18 protein-coding genes are annotated in these 22,062 nt (G+C 47.6%); 17 read left to right on the top strand and 1 reads right to left on the bottom strand.

Annotation, left to right across the window (positions count from 1 at the left end; translation table 11 throughout):
* The first annotated feature begins 42 nt into the window (after window positions 1–42).
* The 8 genes from nuoI (at window position 43) to KJS94_RS09040 (ending at window position 7,876) form a co-directional block, all read left to right on the top strand.
* Entirely contained in the window at window positions 43–588 is a 546-nt protein-coding gene (gene nuoI, locus KJS94_RS09075; protein WP_214447542.1) for an NADH-quinone oxidoreductase subunit NuoI, read from the top strand.
* 63 nt (window positions 589–651) lie between these two features.
* Complete coding sequence (locus KJS94_RS09070; protein ID WP_214447543.1) at window positions 652–1,152, top strand: NADH-quinone oxidoreductase subunit J family protein; 501 nt, start codon at window positions 652–654, stop codon at window positions 1,150–1,152.
* A gap of 191 nt (window positions 1,153–1,343) precedes the next feature.
* On the top strand, window positions 1,344–1,682 hold the full coding sequence (gene nuoK, locus KJS94_RS09065; RefSeq protein WP_214447544.1) for an NADH-quinone oxidoreductase subunit NuoK: 339 nt from the start codon (window positions 1,344–1,346) through the stop codon (window positions 1,680–1,682).
* Window positions 1,683–1,709: 27 nt separating this feature from the next.
* The gene (nuoL, locus tag KJS94_RS09060) at window positions 1,710–3,026 is read left to right on the top strand and encodes an NADH-quinone oxidoreductase subunit L (protein WP_239804351.1); all 1,317 of its coding nucleotides are present in this window, start codon (window positions 1,710–1,712) and stop codon (window positions 3,024–3,026) included.
* The gene (locus KJS94_RS09055) at window positions 2,929–3,612 is read left to right on the top strand and encodes a NuoL/Nad5 family protein (protein WP_239804350.1); all 684 of its coding nucleotides are present in this window, start codon (window positions 2,929–2,931) and stop codon (window positions 3,610–3,612) included. The genes nuoL and KJS94_RS09055 overlap by 98 nt, the downstream gene beginning before the upstream one ends.
* A 32-nt stretch (window positions 3,613–3,644) precedes the next feature.
* Entirely contained in the window at window positions 3,645–5,102 is a 1,458-nt protein-coding gene (locus KJS94_RS09050) for a complex I subunit 4 family protein (RefSeq protein ID WP_214447545.1), read from the top strand.
* Between the two features lie 21 nt (window positions 5,103–5,123).
* Window positions 5,124–6,500 (top strand): NADH-quinone oxidoreductase subunit N, encoded by a 1,377-nt coding sequence (locus tag KJS94_RS09045; protein ID WP_214447546.1) that lies wholly within the window; start codon window positions 5,124–5,126, stop codon window positions 6,498–6,500.
* Window positions 6,501–6,607: 107 nt separating this feature from the next.
* Window positions 6,608–7,876, top strand: coding sequence for an ABC transporter permease (locus KJS94_RS09040; RefSeq protein ID WP_214447547.1), 1,269 nt, complete (start codon window positions 6,608–6,610; stop codon window positions 7,874–7,876).
* A 160-nt stretch (window positions 7,877–8,036) separates the two neighbouring features.
* Here the strand turns inward: KJS94_RS09040 and KJS94_RS09035 are convergent, their stop codons facing one another.
* Window positions 8,037–10,595, bottom strand: a complete 2,559-nt coding sequence (locus KJS94_RS09035) for a zinc-dependent metalloprotease (RefSeq protein WP_214447548.1) — start codon at window positions 10,593–10,595, stop codon at window positions 8,037–8,039.
* 331 nt (window positions 10,596–10,926) lie between these two features.
* Here KJS94_RS09035 and KJS94_RS09030 point away from each other — a divergent pair, with 331 nt between their 5' ends.
* The 9 genes from KJS94_RS09030 to KJS94_RS08990 all read left to right on the top strand — a co-directional run bounded on the left by KJS94_RS09030 (window position 10,927) and on the right by KJS94_RS08990 (window position 22,053).
* A complete protein-coding gene (locus KJS94_RS09030) occupies window positions 10,927–11,784 on the top strand; it encodes a MotA/TolQ/ExbB proton channel family protein (protein WP_214447549.1) in 858 nt (285 codons plus the stop codon).
* Between the two features lie 93 nt (window positions 11,785–11,877).
* Window positions 11,878–12,537, top strand: a complete 660-nt coding sequence (locus KJS94_RS09025; RefSeq protein ID WP_214447550.1) for an ExbD/TolR family protein — start codon at window positions 11,878–11,880, stop codon at window positions 12,535–12,537.
* A 26-nt stretch (window positions 12,538–12,563) separates the two neighbouring features.
* Complete coding sequence (locus tag KJS94_RS09020; protein ID WP_214447551.1) at window positions 12,564–13,103, top strand: ExbD/TolR family protein; 540 nt, start codon at window positions 12,564–12,566, stop codon at window positions 13,101–13,103.
* Window positions 13,104–13,160: 57 nt separating this feature from the next.
* The gene (locus tag KJS94_RS09015) at window positions 13,161–13,994 is read left to right on the top strand and encodes an energy transducer TonB (protein WP_214447552.1); all 834 of its coding nucleotides are present in this window, start codon (window positions 13,161–13,163) and stop codon (window positions 13,992–13,994) included.
* Between the two features lie 176 nt (window positions 13,995–14,170).
* The gene (mnmE, locus tag KJS94_RS09010) at window positions 14,171–15,556 is read left to right on the top strand and encodes a tRNA uridine-5-carboxymethylaminomethyl(34) synthesis GTPase MnmE (RefSeq protein ID WP_214447553.1); all 1,386 of its coding nucleotides are present in this window, start codon (window positions 14,171–14,173) and stop codon (window positions 15,554–15,556) included.
* 275 nt (window positions 15,557–15,831) lie between these two features.
* Window positions 15,832–16,140 (top strand): helix-turn-helix domain-containing protein, encoded by a 309-nt coding sequence (locus tag KJS94_RS09005; protein ID WP_214447554.1) that lies wholly within the window; start codon window positions 15,832–15,834, stop codon window positions 16,138–16,140.
* 27 nt (window positions 16,141–16,167) lie between these two features.
* Entirely contained in the window at window positions 16,168–19,251 is a 3,084-nt protein-coding gene (locus tag KJS94_RS09000; RefSeq protein ID WP_214447555.1) for a type I restriction endonuclease subunit R, read from the top strand.
* Entirely contained in the window at window positions 19,245–20,873 is a 1,629-nt protein-coding gene (locus tag KJS94_RS08995; protein WP_214447556.1) for an HsdM family class I SAM-dependent methyltransferase, read from the top strand. The genes KJS94_RS09000 and KJS94_RS08995 overlap by 7 nt, the downstream gene beginning before the upstream one ends.
* Window positions 20,863–22,053 carry a restriction endonuclease subunit S gene (locus KJS94_RS08990; protein ID WP_214447557.1) on the top strand — a complete coding sequence of 397 codons (1,191 nt, stop codon included), beginning with the start codon at window positions 20,863–20,865 and terminating at the stop codon, window positions 22,051–22,053. Before KJS94_RS08995 ends, KJS94_RS08990 begins: the two co-directional genes overlap by 11 nt.
* The last annotated feature ends 9 nt before the right edge of the window (window positions 22,054–22,062 follow it).

Genomic DNA, 22,062 nt, shown 5'->3' with positions numbered 1-22,062 from the left:
TAAAAGAAACAGCTAACAGCCTCTGCTAAACGCTGTACAATTATGCAAGCACTAACTAACAGATCAAAAGCTGTTGACCGCAAGCCGATGACCATCTGGGATAAGATGTACATTCCGGCTATCGCGAAAGGTATGGGTGTAACCCTTACCCACTTCTTCAAGAAGAAGGCTACCATCAAGTACCCTGAAGAAAAGCGTCCATTCAGCCCCGTGTTCCGTGGCCTGCATATCCTGAACCGTGACGAGGAGGGAAGGGAGCGTTGCACTGCTTGTGGACTCTGTGCAGTGGCCTGTCCTGCTGAAGCCATTACCATGGAAGCAGCGGAACGCCAGCCGGGTGAAGAGCACCTGTACCGTGAAGAGAAGTATGCCGCCAAGTATGAGATCAATATGCTGCGCTGCATCTTCTGCGGACTCTGTGAGGAAGCCTGTCCCAAGGACGCCATCTACCTGAGTGAGACATTTGCCCCGGCCAACTTTGCCAGGCAGACCTTCATTTATGGTAAGAACGACCTGTTGATCCCGGATCCCAAGACAGAACCCGAATTGTACCAGAAAGCGGTAGGAGAGAGGGGCCGTAAAGCGTAATTACTGCGGCGCCGATCGCTACAATAATATGGTTGAATAACCAGCTCACTGCAAACAACAAACATGAGTATCACTGAAATATTATTCTGGTTTCTTACAGTAATGGCACTGGGTAGCGCAATGTTGGTGATCACCAGCAAGAACCCTGTTTACAGCGTTCTGTTCCTGATCGCTACCTTCTTCGCCATTTCCGGGCATTACATCCTGCTCAATGCCCAGTTCCTGGCAATCGTTAACCTGATCGTGTACGCAGGGGCCATCATGGTACTCTTCCTGTTCGTGATCATGTTGATGAACCTCAATACCGAAACTGAACCCCAAAAGAATAAGTGGTTGAAACTGGCCGGTACCATTGCAGGCGGATGCCTCCTCCTGGTAATGGTTGCTGCCCTGAAGGATGCCGATACCAAGAACAGCATAGCCCTGATGAACAAGGGTGACATTGGACTTATCCAGAACCTGGGTAAGACCCTTTTCAATGACTATGTGGTTCCATTCGAGATCAGCAGCATCCTCTTCCTGAGTGCTATGGTAGGTGCCGTGGTACTGGGTAAGAAAGAGTGATGAAAGGAAGGGTTGGTTTTGGTTTCCTCTTTTAAGCCCCAAAACAGGGTAGAGCCGGGAACCATAGATCATGATAAACTATTTTTACTGCCTTCGTGAACCTTCGTGTCTCCGTGCCTTCGTGGCGAAAAACGCCATCGAAAAGCACAACCGGAAGTTCACTGGCCTTTGCGAAATAAAACAGAGTATCGATGCCTATTAACTTGTACATATTCCTTGCGCTGGCACTGTTCTCCATTGGAGTGATCGGTGTATTGACCCGTCGCAATGCCATCATCATCTTCATGTGTATTGAATTGATGCTGAATGCCGTTAACCTGTTGTTGGTGGCCTTTTCCAAAATGCACCTGGCCGATGGGGCCAACCCTGCCGTGAACGTGGCAACCAACGGTACGGATGGCCAGCTCTTCGTGTTCTTCATTATGGTGGTAGCGGCTGCTGAAGTGACGGTTGGACTCGCCATCATTGTGATGATGTACCGAAATATCCATTCCGTGGATGTGAATTTCTTAAACCGATTGAAAAACTAATCCGCCCGCCGGACTTTAAATAACCGTATGAACAATATCATCGACTACGTTTGGTTGGTTCCCCTCTTCCCGCTGATCGGCTTCTTGCTGAACGGCTTGCTGAGGAATAGTCTGTCCAAATCGCTTACCGGTATCATTGGCTGTGGAGCGATCCTGGCTTCTTTCATTGTGAGTGTGCTGATCTTCCTGCAGGTAAAGGCTGGTAATACCGCCACTGTTACCCTGTTCGAATTCATCAACCTGGGCAAGACGCAGATCCCCTTTGCCTTCCAGGTTGACCAGCTGTCCAGCCTCTTCCTGTTGATCATTACAGGTATCGGTTTCCTGATCCACCTGTACTCAACAGCGTATATGCATGAAGAAAGCAATGGGCACTTCGCCAGGTACTTCGCTTACCTGAACCTCTTCGTTTTCTCCATGTTGCTGCTGGTGCTGGGTGCCAACTACGTGATCATGTTCATTGGTTGGGAAGGTGTGGGACTTTGTTCCTACCTGCTGATCGGGTACTGGTTCAAGAACATTGATTATACGAATGCCGCCAAGAAGGCTTTCGTGATGAACCGTATTGGTGACCTCGGTTTCCTGCTAGCCGTGTTCTGGCTGATTTCCAAGCTCGGTACTGTTACCTACGCTAACGTGTTTGCAAGCGCTGGTCAACTGAGCACCACTGATGTTACCATCATCACCCTGCTGTTGTTTGTGGGTGCCACCGGTAAGAGCGCACAGATTCCCCTCTATACCTGGTTGCCGGATGCGATGGCGGGTCCCACTCCCGTATCTGCCCTGATCCACGCCGCAACGATGGTGACCGCGGGTATCTATATGATCGCCAGGAGCAATATCCTGTACACCATGGCCCCGGCTACACAGGCTGTGGTTACCGTGATTGGCCTGGCTACCGCATTGTTCGCCGCAACCATTGCCCTGAAGCAAAATGATATCAAGAAAGTACTGGCTTATTCAACCGTGAGCCAGCTGGGTTATATGTTCCTTGGCCTGGGTGTAGGTGCTTTCACCGGTGCCGTATTCCATGTGATGACGCATGCCTTCTTCAAGGCCCTGCTCTTCCTGGGTGCCGGTTCCGTGATCCATGCCATGCATCATGAGCAGGATATCCGTAACATGGGCGGCCTGAAGAAGTATATGCCTGTTACGCATATCACCTTCCTGCTCGCATGTCTGGCCATTGCCGGTATCCCTCCCTTCTCCGGTTTCTTCTCCAAGGACGAGATCCTGGTCGCAGCATATGCCAAGAACCCCATCCTCTTATGTATTGGGTGTGGCCGGCGCACTGATGACCACATTCTATATGTTCCGTCTCTATGCCATGACCTTCCAGGGTAAATTCCGTGGAACGCATGAGCAGGAGCATCACCTGCACGAATCCCCTTCAGCCATGACCATTCCTTTGATGGTACTTGCTGCATTGAGCGTGGTGGGTGGTTTTGTTGGTATCCCCGAAGTATTCAAGGCGGATGCCCATTGGCTGGAGCATTTCCTTGCCCCTGTATTTGCCGCATCAACTGCCAAGCAGGAAGCCCATCATATTGCCCATTCAACAGAATACCTGATGATGGGTGGGGTGACCGCCCTGGTATTGGCCGTCATCGCCTTTGCCTGGTCAAAGTTCAGCAAGTATGAAAAGACCGATGCGGAAACAACTGGCCTGGCCAGGGTGCTGGAGAACAAGTGGTATGTGGATGAGCTTTATGATGCCATCATCGGCAGGCCCATTAATGCGCTGGGACAATTGCTGGAGAAAGTAGAGAAATATGGGGTTGACTTCCTGGTGAACGGTGTGGGCAGGAGTGTGCAGTATGCCAGCCGCCAGATCCGTCTCCTGCAAAGTGGCCAGGTGGGCAGCTATATCCTGATGATGGTCATCGGTATGCTGATCCTCTTTGCCCTGAAGGTATTCCTGAAGAATTAATTCATCAACGTCGAAAGAACTATACAGACATAATGGTACCAGTTTTACTGATATTGATCCCACTGATAGCCGGTCTTGCCCTGTTCGCCGTAAAAGGTGAAGCAGTTGCTAAAAGCACGGCCCTGTTTGCCACCATCGCAACCTTTGCCGTTACCTTGCTTGGCCTATCTGTTTGGAATGACGCCGCCCACCTGACTTTCAATGAAAGCTGGATCGGTGCACTCAACAGCCGATTCCATTTTGAATTGGATGGCATGAGCAAGCTCCTTACCTTGTTAACAACCCTGGGTTTCCCCCTGATCCTGTTGTCAACCTGGAACAACCGCTATGCGAATGCCAATAAGTTTTATGCCCTGATGCTGCTGTCACAGGCGGGCATGCTGGGGGTATTCCTTTCCATGGATGCCCTGTTGTTTTACTTCTTCTGGGAACTCGCGCTGATCCCTGTTTACTTCCTCTGTTCACAATGGGGTGGCGAACGCAGGATCGCGGTTACCTTCAAGTTTTTTATCTATACCTTCCTCGGATCCCTGTTCATGCTGATCGGCCTGATCATGCTGTACAATAAGGCCGGTGGATCCTTTGCATTGGCTGATTTCTACAAGTTGAAAATGACTTCAGGTGAAGAGGTGATGATCTTCTGGATGCTCTTTGTAGCCTTTGCCGTGAAGATGCCCATATTCCCCTTCCATACCTGGCAACCCGATACTTATGAGCAGTCGCCCACAGCTGTTACCATGGTCCTGAGTGGTATCATGGTGAAGATGGGGGTGTTTGGTGTACTGCGCTGGTTGACACCCGTAGTTCCCGTTGCAAGCTACCTCTATGGTGATACGGTGACCTGGATGGCGATCATCGGTATGATCTATGCCTCCCTGATCGCGATGCAGCAGGACGACCTGAAGCGCCTGGTGGCCTATTCTTCCATCGCCCACATCGGCCTGATGGTGGTAGGTATCTTCGCTACCAATACCAGTGGTATGCAGGGCGCCATGATCCAGATGTTCAACCACGGCGTAAACATCATCGGTCTCTGGATACTCGTGAACGCCATTGAGCAGAAGTTTGGTACCAGGAAGATGAGTGAACTGGGCGGCCTGGCACAGAAGGCCCCGGTGATGACCATCCTGCTGGTGATCGTAGCGCTGGCCAATATTGCCCTGCCGCTGACCAATGCCTTTATTGGTGAATTCATGATGTTCAACGGGGTACTGGGATCAACAGTTACCAAGTACAATGTTGCTTTTGCCGTAACGGCGGGCCTCACCATCATCCTGGCTGCCGTATACACGTTGAGGATGATCCAAAGGGTTTGCTATGGCAATACCAATGAATTGACAGAACAGGCTACAGATATTTCCCTGAATGTGAAATTGTCACTGGCGGTGATCGTAGTGGCCATTATCCTGGTAGGTGTGTTCCCCAAGCCAATGCTGGAACTCACCAGTGGGGTATCTGAACTGATCCTTGGCAGAATGAATTTAAAATAATCGAGAACGACCTGATATAGTATGAACGCAATAATCATTTCCGCAATCCTGGGCGTAGTGCTGATGTTCAGTGGGATCTTTATCTCCAATAAAGCCACTGTGCGCTCTATTGCGATAGCAGGCATGTTCCTGTTGTTGCTGGCCAACCTGGCCGAACAATACGGGCATGGCTTTTTTTCCGTGAATACCCGTGATATGCTGGTGTTCAACCGGTTTGGACTACTGATCAACAGCATTGCCTATGGCAGCACCTTCCTGTACCTCCTGGTTTCAGCAAGGGATATTGAAAAGGTAGGCATCAACCATGCGGAATATTTTGCCCTGATCTTTTTCATCCTGAGTGGTGTGGCGATCGTTACCTCTTTCAACACCCTGCTCATGCTCTTCCTGGGTATCGAGATCATCTCCATCCCCCTGTATATCCTGACAGGTAGTGATAAGCGCAACCTGAAAAGCAATGAAGCCGCTTTGAAGTATTTCCTTATGGGATCATTCTCCACCGGTATCATGCTGATGGGTATTGCCCTTTTGTATGGTGCAAAAGGAAGCTTTAATATGAACTTCATGGCAGGTGCCATCAACCCGGAGCGTAACTTCTGGTTCATCACCGGCCTGCTCCTCCTCCTGATCAGCATGTCCTTCAAGGTGTCCGCAGCTCCTTTCCATTTCTGGACACCTGATGTGTATGATGGAGCGCCAACCGTATTCACTTCTTTCATGGCGACGGTGGTGAAAGCCGCAGTATTTGTAGCCTTCATCAGGTTGTATGATGCGGCCTTTACCGAAAGCCACCCGACCTGGAAGCTGACTCTTTCGTTCATCACTGCAGCTACCCTCTTCATCGGGAATATCACTGCGGTATTCCAGCAGAGCGTGAAGCGTATGCTGGCATATTCCTCTATTGCACAGGCCGGTTTCATGATGTTTGCCCTGTTCAGCCACAACGATCTTTCCAGGGAAGGTATCGTGCTTTATGCATTTGGTTATAGCCTGGCCACTATCGGCATCTTTGCTGTATTGGCCCGTATGAAGGATTATACATTTGATGGGTTCAATGGACTGGCACGAAGGGAACCGATCCTGGCTGCCACCACTACCATCTTCCTGCTGTCATTGGCTGGTATCCCGCTGACCATTGGCTTTTTCGCCAAGTACTATATGCTGGCCTCTGCCATCAAGACCGGGGCGGATACCTGGCTGGTGATCTTCGCCATCCTTTGCGCGGCAGTGAGCGTTTACTACTATTTCAGGGTGATCCAGTCCATGTACTTCAAGGATGGTGAAGCCGAGACTGAAGAGATCAATCCCGCTTTCCGTTGGGTGCTGGTAGCCATGGCTGCCCTGGTGATCCTGTTGGGGATCTTCCCGAACATGCTCCTGCAGTATCTCTACTTCTAAAGGAATTGAAACCACAATAGTGATCCCCGCGAAGAGCGGGGATTTTTTTGCCCCTGAAAAATGAAGGATGGTGCCCATGCATCGGGCAGTTTGCCTAATTTTAGAGAATGAATAATCGTGATACCATATCACTGGCTTACCGTACCATTCGTGGTAATAAACTGAGGACCGGCATTACTGTGGCCATCATTGCGCTGGGTATTGCCGCCTTGATCGGCATCAATACCGCCATCCAGGCTATTTCCCAGAAGTTCATGGAGAGTTTCTCCAGCATGGGTGCCAATGGCTTTACCATCCGTTATAGGGCCGCTTTCCGGTTTGATAGGGGAGAGATGAAGAAAGAGAAGAAGGGCCGGAGATTGAAGAAATCCAGCACCAATAAGCCTATTACCAAGGAAGAGGCAGAGGCCTTTAAGGAACGCTATGATTATCCTGCTAAGGTTGCCTTATCCTTAGGGGGCGGTAATGGCAATACTGCTGCCTATGGCAATAAGAAAACCAATCCGACGGTTTGGGTGAATGGCGGGGATGAGAACTATGTCGACCTGAACGGTTACACCATTTCCAATGGCCGCAACCTGAGCGAGATGGATGTTTCGACCGGAAGGAATGTAGTGTTGCTGGGTAAGGATGTAGCAGATAAATTGTTCAATGGTAAACCGGAGAACGCGGTGGACAAGATCATCCGGATCAATAATATTCCATTCAGGGTCATTGGTACCCTTTCACCAAAAGGCTCCACTTTCGGCCGGAGCCTCGACAATATTGCGATCACCTCCTATAACAGTGTCAGGCGGTTCTTTGCTGCTTCCAGCAGTAGTTCCTTCAGTATCGGCGTGAAGTCCCCGGATATCATCAATATGGAGACAGCCATCGGGGAAGCGGAAGGCACCTTCCGGAACATCCGCAAGGTGATCCTTTCCGAGGAGGACAATTTCCTGATCGACAAGAGTGACACTTTTGTGGAACTGGCATTGAAGCAGATAGGCTGGCTCACTGCATCGGCAGTGGTGATCGGAATCATTACCCTTGTGGGCGCTGCTATCGGATTGATGAATATCATGCTGGTGGCAGTAACGGAACGAACCAAGGAAGTGGGATTGGTGAAGGCCATTGGCGGTAAGCAAAGGGATGTGCGCTGGCAGTTCCTTTATGAATCTATCCTGATCAGCTTGCTGGGGGCCTTGTTTGGGATTGTACTGGGGGTATTGCTGGGCAATGTGGTTAGCCTGTTGATGAGTACGGGTTTTGTGATACCCTGGTTCTGGGTTTTCCTGGGCGTGGTGATCTGTACTTTCGTAGGCCTGGCAGCAGGGTCCTATCCTGCGTATAAAGCGAGTAAACTCAATCCAATTGAAGCGTTGAGGTATGAATAAGTGGGTTTGTTACCCAACCAGTTGTTAGGGTAACGCAAAGTTCGCGAAGGACACGCAGAGAACGCAAAGGCTCTTAGCGTTCTTCGCGCTCTCTTTGCGGACTTTGCGTTACAAAAAAAGGGTCCCGTCAGGGACCCTTTAATTTTTATCTCTTTCCTCCTCACTTAGCACTCAACGCATCTGTGATCCTGTCATTCAGGTCCTGCAAATGGTACTTGGTAGCAGGGTCTGCATATGCAGGGATCGCCGTGCGGATCTCGGCCTGGATGGAACGCAGCGTACCCTTCGCAAAGGAAATGGCATCACTGTTCCTGTTGGAAGAACCACCACCGATGGTGATCACCAATCCCTGTCCCAATGCAGGCGCAGGAGCGGGCTTCACCAATGCGATCAGGCGCTCCACCATATTCTTCTGCAGGTTACGGCGATACACATCGATCGGCTTGCGACTTGCCAGCTCGTTGAAGATATTCCTCCTCAGGTCGGTCATCAGGTCATTGATGGTATACGCCTTCGCACCAATGGCCGCTTCTGTCTGGATCAGCTTACCCAGGGTGGCGGCATTGATCAGCCTGCTCAGGGCAGCATCCTGCAGCCTGGTAGCGGTTGCAATGGCATTGCCACCGGTCCTGGCATACACGTTCTGGTCAAGGATCCAGGTTGGGGTGGTGAACACCTGTTTGTTCAGGAAGTCCATGGCTTCTTTTTGGGTCTCCTTGCTTACATATTCATACACCGGACCCTGCTGCTCCACGGTCTTGGGGGTCTCATAGATACCACCAATATTCTTGCCCACATGGCCGATATACCTGCCGAACTGGATCACCACTTCATTGTACAGGGTCTTCAGGGTTTCATAGTTCTCATTGTCCTCCCTGGACCAGGCCTGCAGGTTAGGGATGATGCGCTGCAGGTTCTTGATACCGTAGGTGCTGGCCTTCATGGCATTGTCACCCAGGTCCTCGTTCTGGGAGCGGGGATCATCGGGATTGATTTCCGTACCGAACCAAAGGCGTTTGTTGTTCAGGCGCTCGATGGTCAGTTTGTTCAGCACAGGAACTTCATCTTCGGCCGTCCTGGCATCAGGGTAGTATTTATACCCCCATTCGATGGCCCACTTGTCGTAGTCGCCAATGCGGGGGAACAGGCCTTTCTCGGTCACTTTATCTTCGGGCTGTGCCACATAGTTGAAACGGGCATAGTCCATGATGGAAGGCGTATGGCCATTCTCTTCCAGCCACTTCCTGTCCCTCAGCTTTTCAACCGGAACGGTTGAGGAGGAACCATAGTTATGGCGCAGGCCCAAAGTATGGCCTACTTCGTGGGAAGAAACGAAACGAATGAGTTGTCCCATCAGTTCATCATCGAACTGGGGTTTGCGGGCGCGCGGGTCGTTGGGGGAAGCTTGTACAAAGTACCAGTTGCGCAGCAGTTCCATTACGTTGTGGTACCAGTTGATATGGCTTTCCAGGATCTCACCGCTACGAGGGTCGTGCACGTGCGGACCGCTGGCATTGGGCACATCGGAGGGCTTGTACACGATGGCTGAGAAGCGGGCATCTTCCAGGCTCCATTCGGGATCGTTCACCGGTGCTTCCTTGGCCATGATGGCATTCTTGAAGCCGGCCTTTTCGAAGGCAGCCTGCCAGTCGTTCACACCCTGGATCAGGTAGGGGATCCATTTCTTCGGCGTTGCGGGGTCGATATAGAAGATGATCGGTTTTTTGGGTTCTACCAGTTCACCGCGCTTGTATTTCGCCATATCTTCTTCCTTCGGCTCCAGCCTCCAGCGGGTCACCATCCTTACGGTTTCAACGCCCTGGGGGTTCTTGTCGAAGTCAACATAGGAGCGGGTGAAGAAACCAACGCGCTCGTCGAAATACCTGGGCTGCATGGGCTTCTCCGGCAGCAGTAATAGGGAAGAGTTGATCTCTACAGTAAAGAGTCCGCCGGAAGGCTGCCCCATGGGCTGGGGAGCACCGATGTTAATGGTCCCTGCGCTCTTGGTATAGGTCTTCACGGTCCTGATCTCGGTATTCATGGGGTAGGACCGCACACCGCTGATATAGGACTTATCGCTTTGGAAGGAGCCGACCTGGAATAGGCGTTTCTGCTGGCCTTCAAAGTTCAGCACATCATTGTCGGTGTTCAGGAAACTGGTCACATCAATTACGGCACCGGTGGAATCCTTACCCAGGGAAGCCATGTCAAAGCTCTGTACAATGGGCTGGATATTGGAGTTGGCCACCGCACGGTACATGGGCTGGGTAGAATCCCTTGACATTTCATCGAAGGAAATATTCTTCAGGAATACCTTGTTGTTGGGACCTTTCTCGAAACGGATCACGTTCTCGCCAATGATATCCCCGGCATAGCCAAAGAAGAAATTACGCATACCGGCAGCGGCTTTGGACAGCCTGTTCACGACCAGGATATCGCGACCGAAGAGGGAATCACCCAGCTCAAAGTAGTACTTGTCTTCTACCTTGTGCACCTTGATAAGGCCATCATCAGTGACCGCCTTGGATGTGATCACATCCTTGTAGGGCTTGGGCCCATTGGTCTTGGCCGGTGGGGCAGGGGTAGCGGATGCAGGTGGATTGGCATTGCCTGTGGAAGGCTGCTGGGAAGGCCTTTGCTGGGCCACAGCAGATACCTGCATCAGGAGGGACAAGGCCATGGGTACAAGGCCATGCCGCCAGTTGAGGTTTGTGGACATAAAGTAGTTGGTTTAAATTAGTTGGAAGATCCAATTTAAGTTTAACCATTAACACCTGAGGGGCAGAAAGGATGAAAAGGGAGAAAAAAAGGAGAAATGGTAAAAAATAACGGTTGTAAGCAAATCCACTTATGCCTGAAGAGTCAATATAGTAGCGGGCTGCGGGCCAAGGGAAGGCATTTTTTTTTAATTTGTAGCGCTTTTGGATAATTATTCCAAGAAATTGTTTTTTTTAAATTTTTTTTATTTAGACTTGTGTCCCCAAAACAGTTTGGACCAAATTTTTTAGAACCATTAAAAATCTCTTTACAAAAACTAAAAACAAACGATTATGGCAGAGACTAAACCAACTGCAACTGCGAAAGCGGCCACATCCGTTCAGCCGAAGAGGAAGAGCAACGCGATTTCCTGGATTGCCCCCTTATTGTGTATCATTGGTGGTTACGTGATCTGGAGGTTTGTTGCCGGTGCTGACAGTGGTTTTACTAATCCTGATCCCAATGGTGGATTCTGGCCCAACCATCAAGGTCCAAAAGGTGCTTTCAATAAGATGTACGAAGGTGGTATCATCGTACCTATCCTGATCGGTAACTTCCTGGTTGTATTGACTTTCGTTATCGAGCGCTTCCTGACCATCAGCAAGGCTACCGGTACCGGAAACAACGACGAATTCATCCGCAAGGTGCAGTACCACCTGGCTAATAAGAACGTTGACGCTGCCCTGACCGAGTGCGACAAGCAGAAGGGTTCTGTAGGTAACGTAATGAAGGCTGGCCTGCGCAAGTACAAGGAAATGATCACCAACACTGAATTGGATACCGACCAGAAACTGGCCCAGATCCAGAAAGAAGTAGAAGAAGCTACTGCCCTGGAACTGCCTATGCTGGAAAAGAACCTGGTATTCCTGTCTACCATCGCTTCAGTAGCTACCCTGTTGGGTCTGTTGGGTACGGTAATGGGTATGATCCGTTCATTCTCTAAGCTGGGTGATGAAGGTGGTGGAGACGCTGCCCGCGAACTGTCAAAAGGTATCTCCGAAGCCCTTTACAACACTGCCCTGGGTATCGGTACCTCAGCTGTAGCGATCATCATGTATAACGTATTTACTACTAAGATCGACGGTATCACTTACGGTATCGATGAGTCTGGTTTCACGCTGACCCAAAGCTTCGCTTCCCTGTACAAGTAATTGGGAAATTGGGAACCCGGAAAAACTTGGAAAAGTTTTGTGGAATTCCCCGAGTCTTGAATCTAAATGTGAAACTGAACAAATAATTAAGTCATGCCAAAAGTTAAAGTACCTCGGAAGAGTACGAGTATTGACATGACCGCGATGTGTGATGTGGCCTTCCTGTTGTTGTCATTCTTCATCCTGACAACCAAGTTCAAGCCATCTGAAACACTGGCGGTACAAACGCCAAGCTCAGTAGCTTCCAAAGTGGCTCCCCAGAAAGATGTGACCCTGGTGACCATCGACAAGGAAGGAAAGGTATTCCTTTCCTGGTCTGAAGATGCTCCCAAGTCAGACATCATCGAGGCGCTGAACACCAATCGTAACCTCGGTCTGACCGACGGTGAGATGAAGGCCCTCGCGAAAGGACCTTTCATCGGGGTGCCCCTGGCCCAGTTGAAGTCACTGGCTGCCCAGCCTGCTGATAACTGGCCCAAGATGAAGCTTCCCGGTATTCCTGTACTGGACTCCGCCAACAACGAAATGGTTGACTGGATGCGCGCCATCAAGCAAGGGTTCACCGGAATTAAAATGAACCTGCTGGTAAAAGGCGACAACGCTTCAAAATATCCTGCCTTCAAAGGGGTGATCGATGCCTTCAAGAAGAATGATGAAATGAAGTTCCAGATGGTGACCAATCCGGAAGGCGTTCCTGCAGGAACCGAGCTGTACCGCAAGAACATGAGCGGACAGGCTAAAGCAGAAGAATAATTTTTAACTAACTAAATTTTTGCGAAATGGCAGAAATGGATACCTCGTCAGGTGGGGGACATAAAAAAGGACCTGGCGTAAAAAAAGGTAAAAAGCTCTCCACCCGTGTGGACCTTACCCCAATGGTGGACCTTGGCTTTCTGCTGATCACATTCTTCATCTTCACCACTACCATGAGCCAGCCAACAGCCATGAGGTTGTTCCTGCCCAAGGATACGGAGAAGCCAGAAGAGCAGAATAAGGTAAAAGCCTCCGGCGCATTGACCCTGTTGTTGGCGAAGAACGATAATATCTTCTACTACGAGGGTGAATTGCTGCCAGATGGTTCTAACTTCAAGAGCACTACGTTCAAGGAAGTTAGGGACGTTATCCTGAACAAGAAGAAATCAACCAATCCGGATGATTTCGTGGTGGTGATCAAGCCCAACAAGGAATCTACTTACAAGAACACAGTTGACATGCTGGATGAAATGACCATCAACGACGTAAAGCGTTATGCCCTGGTGGATATTTCCCCTGTAGAAGAGCAGCTGATCGCTATTACCCAGGGAGCTACTCCCCAATAATGGCCATCTTGTTTGTGGAATTTTCAAAGCAATGCATCTTATTCAAAAAAGCGAACAATGGACGTAAATAAAATTTTAAGTGCTGATGTTCTGGACATCATTTTTGATGGAAGGAATAAGGATTACGGTGCTTACGACCTGCGCAAGACCTATGGCCAGCGCATTACGAAAGCATTGATCGGTACTGCCGCTATAATCGCTTTGATCCTTCTTGGAAGTGTCCTGGCAGCCAAGCTGAAGAAGGGCAACGAGAAGACCGAGATGATCGTCCAGGACGTTCAGCTCGAAGAAGTGAAGCGCGAAGAGCCGAAGAACGAGCCACCACCACCGCCTCCGCCACCCAAGCCGGAGCCACCCAAAGTGGAAATGGCCAAGTTCACTCCTCCCAAGATCGTAAAGGATGAGGAAGTGAAGGAAGACGAAAAGCCACCAGAAGTAGAAAAACTGGAGGAAACCAAGATCGGTACCGTTAACCAGGAAGGTATCAAGGATGAGGGTATCGTTGCCCCCCCTGCTTCAGATGAAGGTAAGGGTGTGGTAGAAGCCCCCAAGAAAGAGGAAGAAGACTGGGACAAGACCTTTACCAAGGTGGAGATCGAGTCTGATTACCCCGGTGGTACCAGCGCCTGGCAGCGTTACCTGAACAAGAACCTCCGCTATCCCCAGGAAGCCATCGACAACGAGGTGCAGGGTACAGTGGTAGTTCAGTTCATCGTGGACAAAGAAGGTAACGTGAGCGATGTAGAAGCCGTAAGCGGACCCCAGGAATTGCGCGACGAAGCTGTTCGCGTAATCAAGAAGTCTGGTAAGTGGACCCCCGCTATCCAGAACGGTCGCCAGGTTAAATCCTACAAAAAGCAGCCGATCACTTTCCGTCTCGAAACAGAGTAATACTAACGAAGACAATAGAAGCCCCACTCCGGTGGGGCTTTTTTTTGTGGGGCCACCAAGGCGCGAAGACACTAAGCAACACGAAGCCTTTAGTGGATCTTCGTGTCCCTTCGAGTCTTGGAGACTTCGTGGCCCCTCCCTCTCCACCGACAAATCTTTTTCCCCACCTTTGCAGCATGAAGTACACCACCACCCAATGGGATGAAACCATTGTAGCCCTTGCCACCCCACCGGGTATCGGGGCCATTGGCGTGATCCGTTTGAGCGGCCCCAAAGCCATCGATATCATCAACTCCCTTTTCCCTTCGAAAGACCTTGCCGCACAAGCCAGCCATACCGTTCATGTAGGCTACCTCAAGGCCAATGGCAAGGCCATCGACGAAGTGGTGGTAACCCTCTTCAAAGGCCCCAAATCCTATACCGGTGAGAACGTGGTGGAGATCTCCGGTCACGGTTCGCCCTTCGTACTGCAACAGATCATCGACGCCTGTATCGCTGCGGGTTGCCGCCTGGCCAAACCCGGTGAGTTCACCCAGCGCGCCTTCCTCAATGGCAAGCTCGACCTCACCCAGGCCGAGGCCGTTGCTGACCTGATCGCCAGCAATACGGCCGCTTCCCATAAGAATGCCCTGCACAATATCCGTGGTGGATTTTCCGCCGAATTAAAGGCCCTGAGGGAGCAACTGATCAGTTTCTCCGCGCTGATTGAACTGGAACTCGATTTCTCGCAGGAAGATGTGGAGTTTGCCGACCGCAGCCAGTTGTATGGCCTGGTGTCAGGAGCCATTGAAAGGGTGAGCAAGCTGGCCCATTCCTTCCAGCTGGGCAATGTGATCAAGAACGGGGTGAGCGTGGCCATTGTGGGCAAACCCAATGCGGGCAAATCGACCCTGCTGAATACCCTGCTGAACGAGAACCGCGCCATCGTGAGCGATATTGCCGGTACTACCCGCGATACCATTGAGGAAATATTGAATATTGATGGTATCCTGTTCCGCTTCATTGATACGGCCGGGATCCGCGAGCATACCAGCGACCAGATCGAGAGCATAGGGGTGGAGAAGAGCCTTGAGAAGATGCGCCAGGCCGATGTGGTCCTCTACCTGTTTGACGTGAATTCCATGCCGGTGGAAGAGCTGGTAGCCGTGAAGGAGGAGTTCGATAAGAATGGCTTCCGTTACCTGCTGGTGGGCAACCAGGTGGACAAGGGCGATGAAGCGTTTGTGCGTGATCGTTATGCCAAGGCGGCCCCCTTCTTATTGATCGCCGCCAAGCAGGGCCTGCACATCGAGGTGTTGAAGGAAAGGCTGGTGGACATGGTACTGCAGGGTGAAGTCACCACTGAGGATACCATCGTGACCAATGCCCGTCATTTCCATTCCCTCCAGCAGATGCTGCAATCCCTCAGTGACATCCGTGCCGGCCTCGACAACCGCATCCCCGGCGACCTCCTGGCCCTCGATATTCGGCGTGCCCTCCACTACCTGGGCGAGATCACCGGTGAGGTGAGCAATGAGGATTTGCTGGATTATATCTTTAGCAAGTTTTGTATTGGGAAGTAAGGATGTTTCCCTGCAGCCTGGCTCCGGTTCGTAAAAGCAACCTGCAAAGGTGATTATTGTCTGCTGCTGGCCTTTTCCCTTTCCTGATTCCGTTTTAATAGCTTCCTGGAAGCCTTTATTGGAGGCTTTTTTGCTTTTACCACCCTTCCCATTTGAGGAGTTTAATGGGAGCTGTTTCATGCTTTGCAAACTTGGCAATTCTGTATAATATGCAGGTAAACAATTTCCTTTGATTGAGTATATTTGCCAATATTTGACTAGTCAAAATTAAGACTATGGAAAGTCAGTTTGGTGAGAAAATACGAGCACTCAGAGAGCAGCAACATTTGTACTTGCGGCAGGTAGCACCATTGCTTGAAATGGATACGGCTCAGTTGAGTAAAATCGAAAAAGGGCTGCGACAATTGAAAAGGGAGCAGCTTCCGCTTTTAGCTGATATTCTGAAAACCGACAAGGAAGAACTTCTCATTCTGTGGTTGGCAGATCAGTTATACGATGTTGTCAAAGATGAAGACGTGGCACTGAAAGCAATGCAAGCTGTGGAGGAAGTTATAATCAATAAAAAGAAAAGTAAAAAGCAGTAATAGCAATAAATACAGTAAATATTAAGTATGGCCTTTAACGAAAATACAAGAGTAAAAATTCCTGCCATCCTGCACCTTTGCAGATTGGGCTATAGCTACCTGTCTCTGTCAAAGGCTAAATGGGAAATTACTACCAACATATTCACCGACATTTTTAACGAAAGCATCAGGAAGATTAACCCGGATATTGAAGAAGCAGATATAAAGAGAACCTATGAAAATATTTGCCTGGCATTAGACAATGAAGATTTGGGCGAGGCTTTCTCCAATATGCTCAATGCAACTTCCGGAGTAAAACTGATCGACTACAAAGATTTTAATAATAACAGCTTTCATGTAGTTACCGAACTCACTTACAAGAACGGTGACGAAGAGTTCAGGCCGGATATAACCCTGCTGGTAAACGGAATGCCTTTGGCATTTATAGAAGTGAAAAAGCCCAACAACCAGGAAGGCGTGCTGGCAGAACGGGACCGTATCAATGCAAGGTTTAAGAACAAAAAATTCCGCAAGTTTATCAACATTTCGCAGGTGTTGGTCTTCTCCAACAACATGGAGTACGATGTGGAGAGCATTGAACCCATACAGGGTGCATTCTATTCTTCTACATCCTATTCCGCTGCCAACTTCAACTGTTTCCGTGAAGAAGAAACATTCGATCTGGCAACACTGCTAAAGCCCGAAGACGACCAGCTCGAAAACTTTGTACTGAAAGACAATAATCTTTCAGCCATCAAACATTCACCGGAGTTCATTACCAATAAAGAACCGAATACTCCAACCAATAGAATCATTACTTCCCTGTTTAGTCGTGACAGGTTTGCAATGATTTTGAAATATGCCATTGCCTATGTGCAGGAAACAAACGGGCTGGAAAAACACATCATGCGGTATCCCCAGTTGTTTGCTACAAAGGCCATCGCAAAAAAGCTGGACGAAGGAGTTAAAAAAGGCATCATCTGGCATACACAGGGCAGCGGTAAAACAGCATTGTCTTACTACAATGTGCAATACCTCACCGATTATTTTCAGAAAAAAGATATCGTTCCAAAATTCTATTTCATTGTTGACCGCATCGACCTGATGATTCAGGCACACCGGGAATTTAAAAGCCGTGGGTTGGTAGTACATACCGTTAACTCAAAAGAAGAACTCTTAAAGAATTTCCGGCAGCGGCAAGCCATTCACAACCTTTCCGGCAAGCGGGAAATAACAGTGGTAAACATTCAGAAGTTCAAAGATGATACCGATGTGCTGCGTTCCAATGATTACGACATCAACACTCAACGCATTTACTTTTTAGATGAGGTTCACCGCAGCTACAACCCAACAGGTAGTTTTCTGGCAAACCTCTTTAACTCTGATAGAAACGCCATATTGATTGGATTAACTGGTACGCCCCTGATTGGCAAGGACCGTACCTCAAAAGCAACCTTTGGCGATTACATCCACAAGTATTACTACAATGCTTCCATTGCCGATGGCTACACCCTGAAACTCATTCGGGAAGACATTGAAACCAGCTACAAAATTCAACTGAAAGAAGCCCTGCGGGAAGTAGAGATTCTGAAAGGCGATGCAGATAGACGCATTATCTATGCCCATGCAAGGTTTGCAGAGCCCATGCTGGATTACATAGTAACCGACTTTGTAAAGAGCCGTATTCGCTTTGGCGACCACAGCATTGGGGCAATGGTTGTTTGCGATAGTGCCGACCAAGCAAGAAAACTGTTTGAGATCTTCATTAACAAATACAATCCATCACAAAAGGTAATTGAAGAAGTACTTCCTTATTCAATGGCTGCTGAGCCTGCTGCCGAATATGGCGCTTATATCAGCGACCAGAGTAAAAATCTAACCGCTACTTTAATCCTGCACGATGTAGGTTCTAAAGAAGACCGAAAAGACGAGGTAGAGAATTTCAAAGATGGCAAAATAGATTTCCTCTTTGTGTACAACATGCTGCTCACCGGCTTTGATGCCAAGCGGTTGAAGAAATTGTACATAGGCCGTTTGATTAAAGACCACAATCTCCTGCAAACACTCACAAGGGTAAACCGTCCGTATAAGAAATTCAGGTACGGTTATGTGGTTGACTTTGCCGACATCAGCGGTGAGTTTGACAAAACCAACAAAGCCTATTTTGATGAATTGCAAGGTGAGTTAGGCGATGAAATGCAGCACTACTCCAACCTTTTCAAATCAAAAGAAGAGATTGAAGAAGAAATCAAAGACATCAAGGAAAAACTCTGGCATTACAATACTACTAATGCCGAAATTTTCTCTCAGCAAATAAGCCAGATTGAAGACCGCAAAACAGTATTGGAAATCAAAAAGGCTTTGGAGAGTGCCAAAAACCTGTACAACCTCATCCGGCTGTACGGGCATTTTGATATGCTGGAGAAAGTTGATTTCAAGAAACTCAACCAGCTATACAACGAAACGGCAAGGCATCTAGAATTGCTGAACCTCAAAGAATCGGTACAAAACAGTGTAGATACCACCAATCTCCTCAATGTAGCCCTGGAGAATGTGCTTTTTATGTTCCGCAAGGTATCGGAGGAAGAAATGGTAATTGCCGACCAGTTGAAAGATATGCTTCGCAAAACCCGTGAGGCATTGGGCGGCAACTTCGACCAAACCGCCCCCGAGTTCGTAACTCTCTATGATGAGCTGAAAAGACTGTTTGATAAAAAGAACCTCGATGAAATTACGCAGGACGATATGAAACAGAACATCGGTTCCCTGCAACAGATTTACGACAAGGTGACGGAGCTCAACCGAAAAAACAACCTGCTGAAAGCCAAATACGAGAACGATGCCAAGTATGCACGGATGCACAAACGCATTGTAGAGAAAGGCAACATCTCCAAACGGGAAAGCGAAATATGCGAAACCCTGATGGACATCAAAAAGCAGGTGGATGATAAGGTGCTGCTCAATACACAGATGCTGAATAATGAAAGCTATTTCGATAAGCTGATGATTCAAATGGTGATTGGCAGCTTTGGCAAAAGCAAAATTGATTTAGACCCCGAATCGGCTAAGTATATCAATAGCTGTTTGGTAAAAGAATACATTAACGAATATCAAGGTAAATACGCATGGTAACACAAGACTTTACGGCACAGACAAAAGAGTTGATTGATAACCTGAAAGGTGTTTGTACCTCGTATGGGTTAGGTAACGATGGCAATGAATTTAAGATCATTACCCAGGTATTCCTGTACAAGTTCATGAACGATAAGTTCGGCTATGAAGTAAAACAACTGGAACCCAAACTGGCAAAGGCCGAAAGTTGGGAAAAGGAAATTGCTACCTATACAGACAAGCAGTATGAAATGCTGTTGCTGAGAATGAACCCCGATAGTGCCAAACTGAAAAGGGAACATTACCTCTCCAACCTGTATAACCGGCAGGACAAAGAAGAATTTGCCAAGTTCTTTGACGATACCCTTCGGGATATTGCCATTTTCAACAACGAAATATTCTCTGTTAAAACCGGCACGGGTGCAAAGATTACTTTGTTCGATGAACTGAGCAATTACATTACCGACAGCAGCCAGCGGGATAATTTCTGTAAAGCCATCATCAACCAGTTGGTGAATTTCAGTTTCGAGAAAATCTTCAATCAGAAATTCGATTTCTTCTCTACCATTTTTGAATACCTCATCAAAGACTACAACAAAGATGGTGGCGGTAAGTATGCAGAGTATTACACGCCACATGCCGTTTCAAAAATCATGGCTTCTATCTTGGTAGATAAGCCGGTGAGCAACGTAACTTGTTACGACCCCTCCGCAGGTTCAGGCACATTGTTGATGAACCTGGCCCATGCCATTGGCGAAGACCGCTGTACCATTTACTCGCAGGATATTTCGCAGAAGTCATCCAGCATGTTGCGGTTGAATTTGATATTGAACAACTTGGTACACTCCATTCAAAACATCATCCAGGGCAACACCATGCTGAACCCTTACCACAAAGTGGGCGATAAGCTGATGACCTTCGATTACATTGTTTCCAATCCTCCGTTCAAATTAGACTTTAGCGATTATGTAGCTGATTTAGATACGAAGCAGAATAGTGAACGTTTTTTTGCGGGCTTTCCCAATGTGCCAAAGAAGGATAAGGATAAAATGGCTATTTATCCATTGTTCATTCAACACATTATGTATTCATTATCACCGAAAGGCAAGGCAGCTATTGTTGTGCCAACAGGATTTATTACTGCTCAAAGCGGTATAGAAAAGAAAATACGAGAACGGTTAGTAGAACAAAAAATGCTGCGTGGCGTGGTGAGCATGCCCAGTAATATTTTTGCAACTACCGGTACTAATGTAAGTATATTGTTTTTGGATAAAGCCAATACCAAAGGTGAAATTGTATTGATGGATGCCTCTAAACTAGGCACTACCATAAAAGATGGCAAATACCAAAAAACGGTGCTTTCGGAAGAAGAAGAACAACGCATCATTAAAACCTTCAACCAACACCAAGCCATAGAAGATTTTACGGTGGTGGTGAGCTACGAACAGATAAGAGAAAAGAACTACAGCTTTAGTGCAGGTCAATATTTTGAAGTGAAGATTGAATACACTGACATTTCACATGCTGAGTTTGTAGCCAAAATGAACACCTTCAAAACTAGTTTAGACAGGCTATTTGCAGAATCAAAAAATCTTGAAAAAGAGATTCAGAAACAATTAAATGAATTGAAGCATGAACAATGAAATTATTCCAATAAAACTCGAAGATTTAATTGATTTTAAAAATGGGAAAATTGCTCCTAAAGAATCTGGTGCAATACCCGTTTATGGAGGTAACGGCATTTTAGGATATACAAATGTGTCAAATTATGAAAACGTTTTAATAATAGGTCGTGTAGGAGCTTATTGTGGAAGTGTTCATTTTGAAAAAGGTAAGTGTTGGGTTTCGGATAATGCAATTGCTGGTGTTCATAAGCAAATTGAAAGCAATGAGTATAATTATTACTTACTAAAGTGTATTTCCTTAAACAAAAGACAAATAGGTTCCAGTCAACCTCTGCTTACTCAGGGAATCTTAAATCAGATTGATGTTAATGTTTATTCTGATGTTAAGGCAAGAAAGAAAATAGCCTCTGTTCTTTCTGCCTTAGATTCCAAAATTGAGATCAACAACCGCATTAATGCAGATTTAGAAGCGATGGTAAAAACGCTTTATAATTATTGGTTTGTACAATTCGATTTTCCTAATAAAAACAGTAAACCCTACAAAACCAGTGGCGGCAAAATGGTTTGGAATGAGGAGTTGCAAAAGGAGATTCCTGTGGGGTGGGAAGATGGAACACTTGGAGATATTGCTGAACTTGTGCGAGGTGTTACTTATGATTCCAGTGAGATTAAAAGTCCAAACGATAACGGAGTTATTCCTATACTAAGGGCGACCAATATTTCTGGTAATGTCATTGATTTAAATGATATGGTTTATGTTCCTAAACAGAATGTTTCACCCACTCAGGTTCTTAACAAGTTCGATATTTTAATCACGATGTCTAGTGGTAGCAAGGAACATATTGGTAAAAATGGATTTTTCTTTTATGAAAAGGAAGCATCGTTTGGAGCTTTTTGTGCAAAAATCGTTGCAAAGAGTAATTATCGGTTTTATCTCTATTCATATACTCAATCAGATTTTATGTTTACTACAATAAAAAATGAGTGCTTAGGAACTAACATAAACAATCTAAATGGGAGCCTTGTAAAAGGATTCAGAATTGTACTTCCTCCAACAGAATTGATAGAATCATTCAATGAAAAAGTTTCTACAATTTATGAAAAGATTGGTAAAAATTTAATCGAAAACCAAAAACTTACCGAACTGCGGGATTGGCTCTTGCCCATGCTGATGAACGGGCAGGTGAAGGTGAATTAAAATAAATAG

Source organism: Flavihumibacter rivuli, assembly GCF_018595685.2.
GTDB lineage: Bacteria > Bacteroidota > Bacteroidia > Chitinophagales > Chitinophagaceae > Flavihumibacter > Flavihumibacter rivuli.
The sequence above is the reverse complement of the archived record's forward strand: the minus strand, read 5'-3'. Positions and strand labels throughout refer to the sequence as shown.

Coding starts and splice junctions, on each gene's coding strand:
- nuoI (WP_214447542.1), top strand. CDS start 43: ATGCAAGCACTAACTAACAGATCAAAAGCTGTTGACCGCAAGCCGATG.
- KJS94_RS09070 (WP_214447543.1), top strand. CDS start 652: ATGAGTATCACTGAAATATTATTCTGGTTTCTTACAGTAATGGCACTG.
- nuoK (WP_214447544.1), top strand. CDS start 1,344: ATGCCTATTAACTTGTACATATTCCTTGCGCTGGCACTGTTCTCCATT.
- nuoL (WP_239804351.1), top strand. CDS start 1,710: ATGAACAATATCATCGACTACGTTTGGTTGGTTCCCCTCTTCCCGCTG.
- KJS94_RS09055 (WP_239804350.1), top strand. CDS start 2,929: ATGCCAAGAACCCCATCCTCTTATGTATTGGGTGTGGCCGGCGCACTG.
- KJS94_RS09050 (WP_214447545.1), top strand. CDS start 3,645: ATGGTACCAGTTTTACTGATATTGATCCCACTGATAGCCGGTCTTGCC.
- KJS94_RS09045 (WP_214447546.1), top strand. CDS start 5,124: ATGAACGCAATAATCATTTCCGCAATCCTGGGCGTAGTGCTGATGTTC.
- KJS94_RS09040 (WP_214447547.1), top strand. CDS start 6,608: ATGAATAATCGTGATACCATATCACTGGCTTACCGTACCATTCGTGGT.
- KJS94_RS09035 (WP_214447548.1), bottom strand. CDS start 10,595: ATGTCCACAAACCTCAACTGGCGGCATGGCCTTGTACCCATGGCCTTG.
- KJS94_RS09030 (WP_214447549.1), top strand. CDS start 10,927: ATGGCAGAGACTAAACCAACTGCAACTGCGAAAGCGGCCACATCCGTT.
- KJS94_RS09025 (WP_214447550.1), top strand. CDS start 11,878: ATGCCAAAAGTTAAAGTACCTCGGAAGAGTACGAGTATTGACATGACC.
- KJS94_RS09020 (WP_214447551.1), top strand. CDS start 12,564: ATGGCAGAAATGGATACCTCGTCAGGTGGGGGACATAAAAAAGGACCT.
- KJS94_RS09015 (WP_214447552.1), top strand. CDS start 13,161: ATGGACGTAAATAAAATTTTAAGTGCTGATGTTCTGGACATCATTTTT.
- mnmE (WP_214447553.1), top strand. CDS start 14,171: ATGAAGTACACCACCACCCAATGGGATGAAACCATTGTAGCCCTTGCC.
- KJS94_RS09005 (WP_214447554.1), top strand. CDS start 15,832: ATGGAAAGTCAGTTTGGTGAGAAAATACGAGCACTCAGAGAGCAGCAA.
- KJS94_RS09000 (WP_214447555.1), top strand. CDS start 16,168: ATGGCCTTTAACGAAAATACAAGAGTAAAAATTCCTGCCATCCTGCAC.
- KJS94_RS08995 (WP_214447556.1), top strand. CDS start 19,245: ATGGTAACACAAGACTTTACGGCACAGACAAAAGAGTTGATTGATAAC.
- KJS94_RS08990 (WP_214447557.1), top strand. CDS start 20,863: ATGAACAATGAAATTATTCCAATAAAACTCGAAGATTTAATTGATTTT.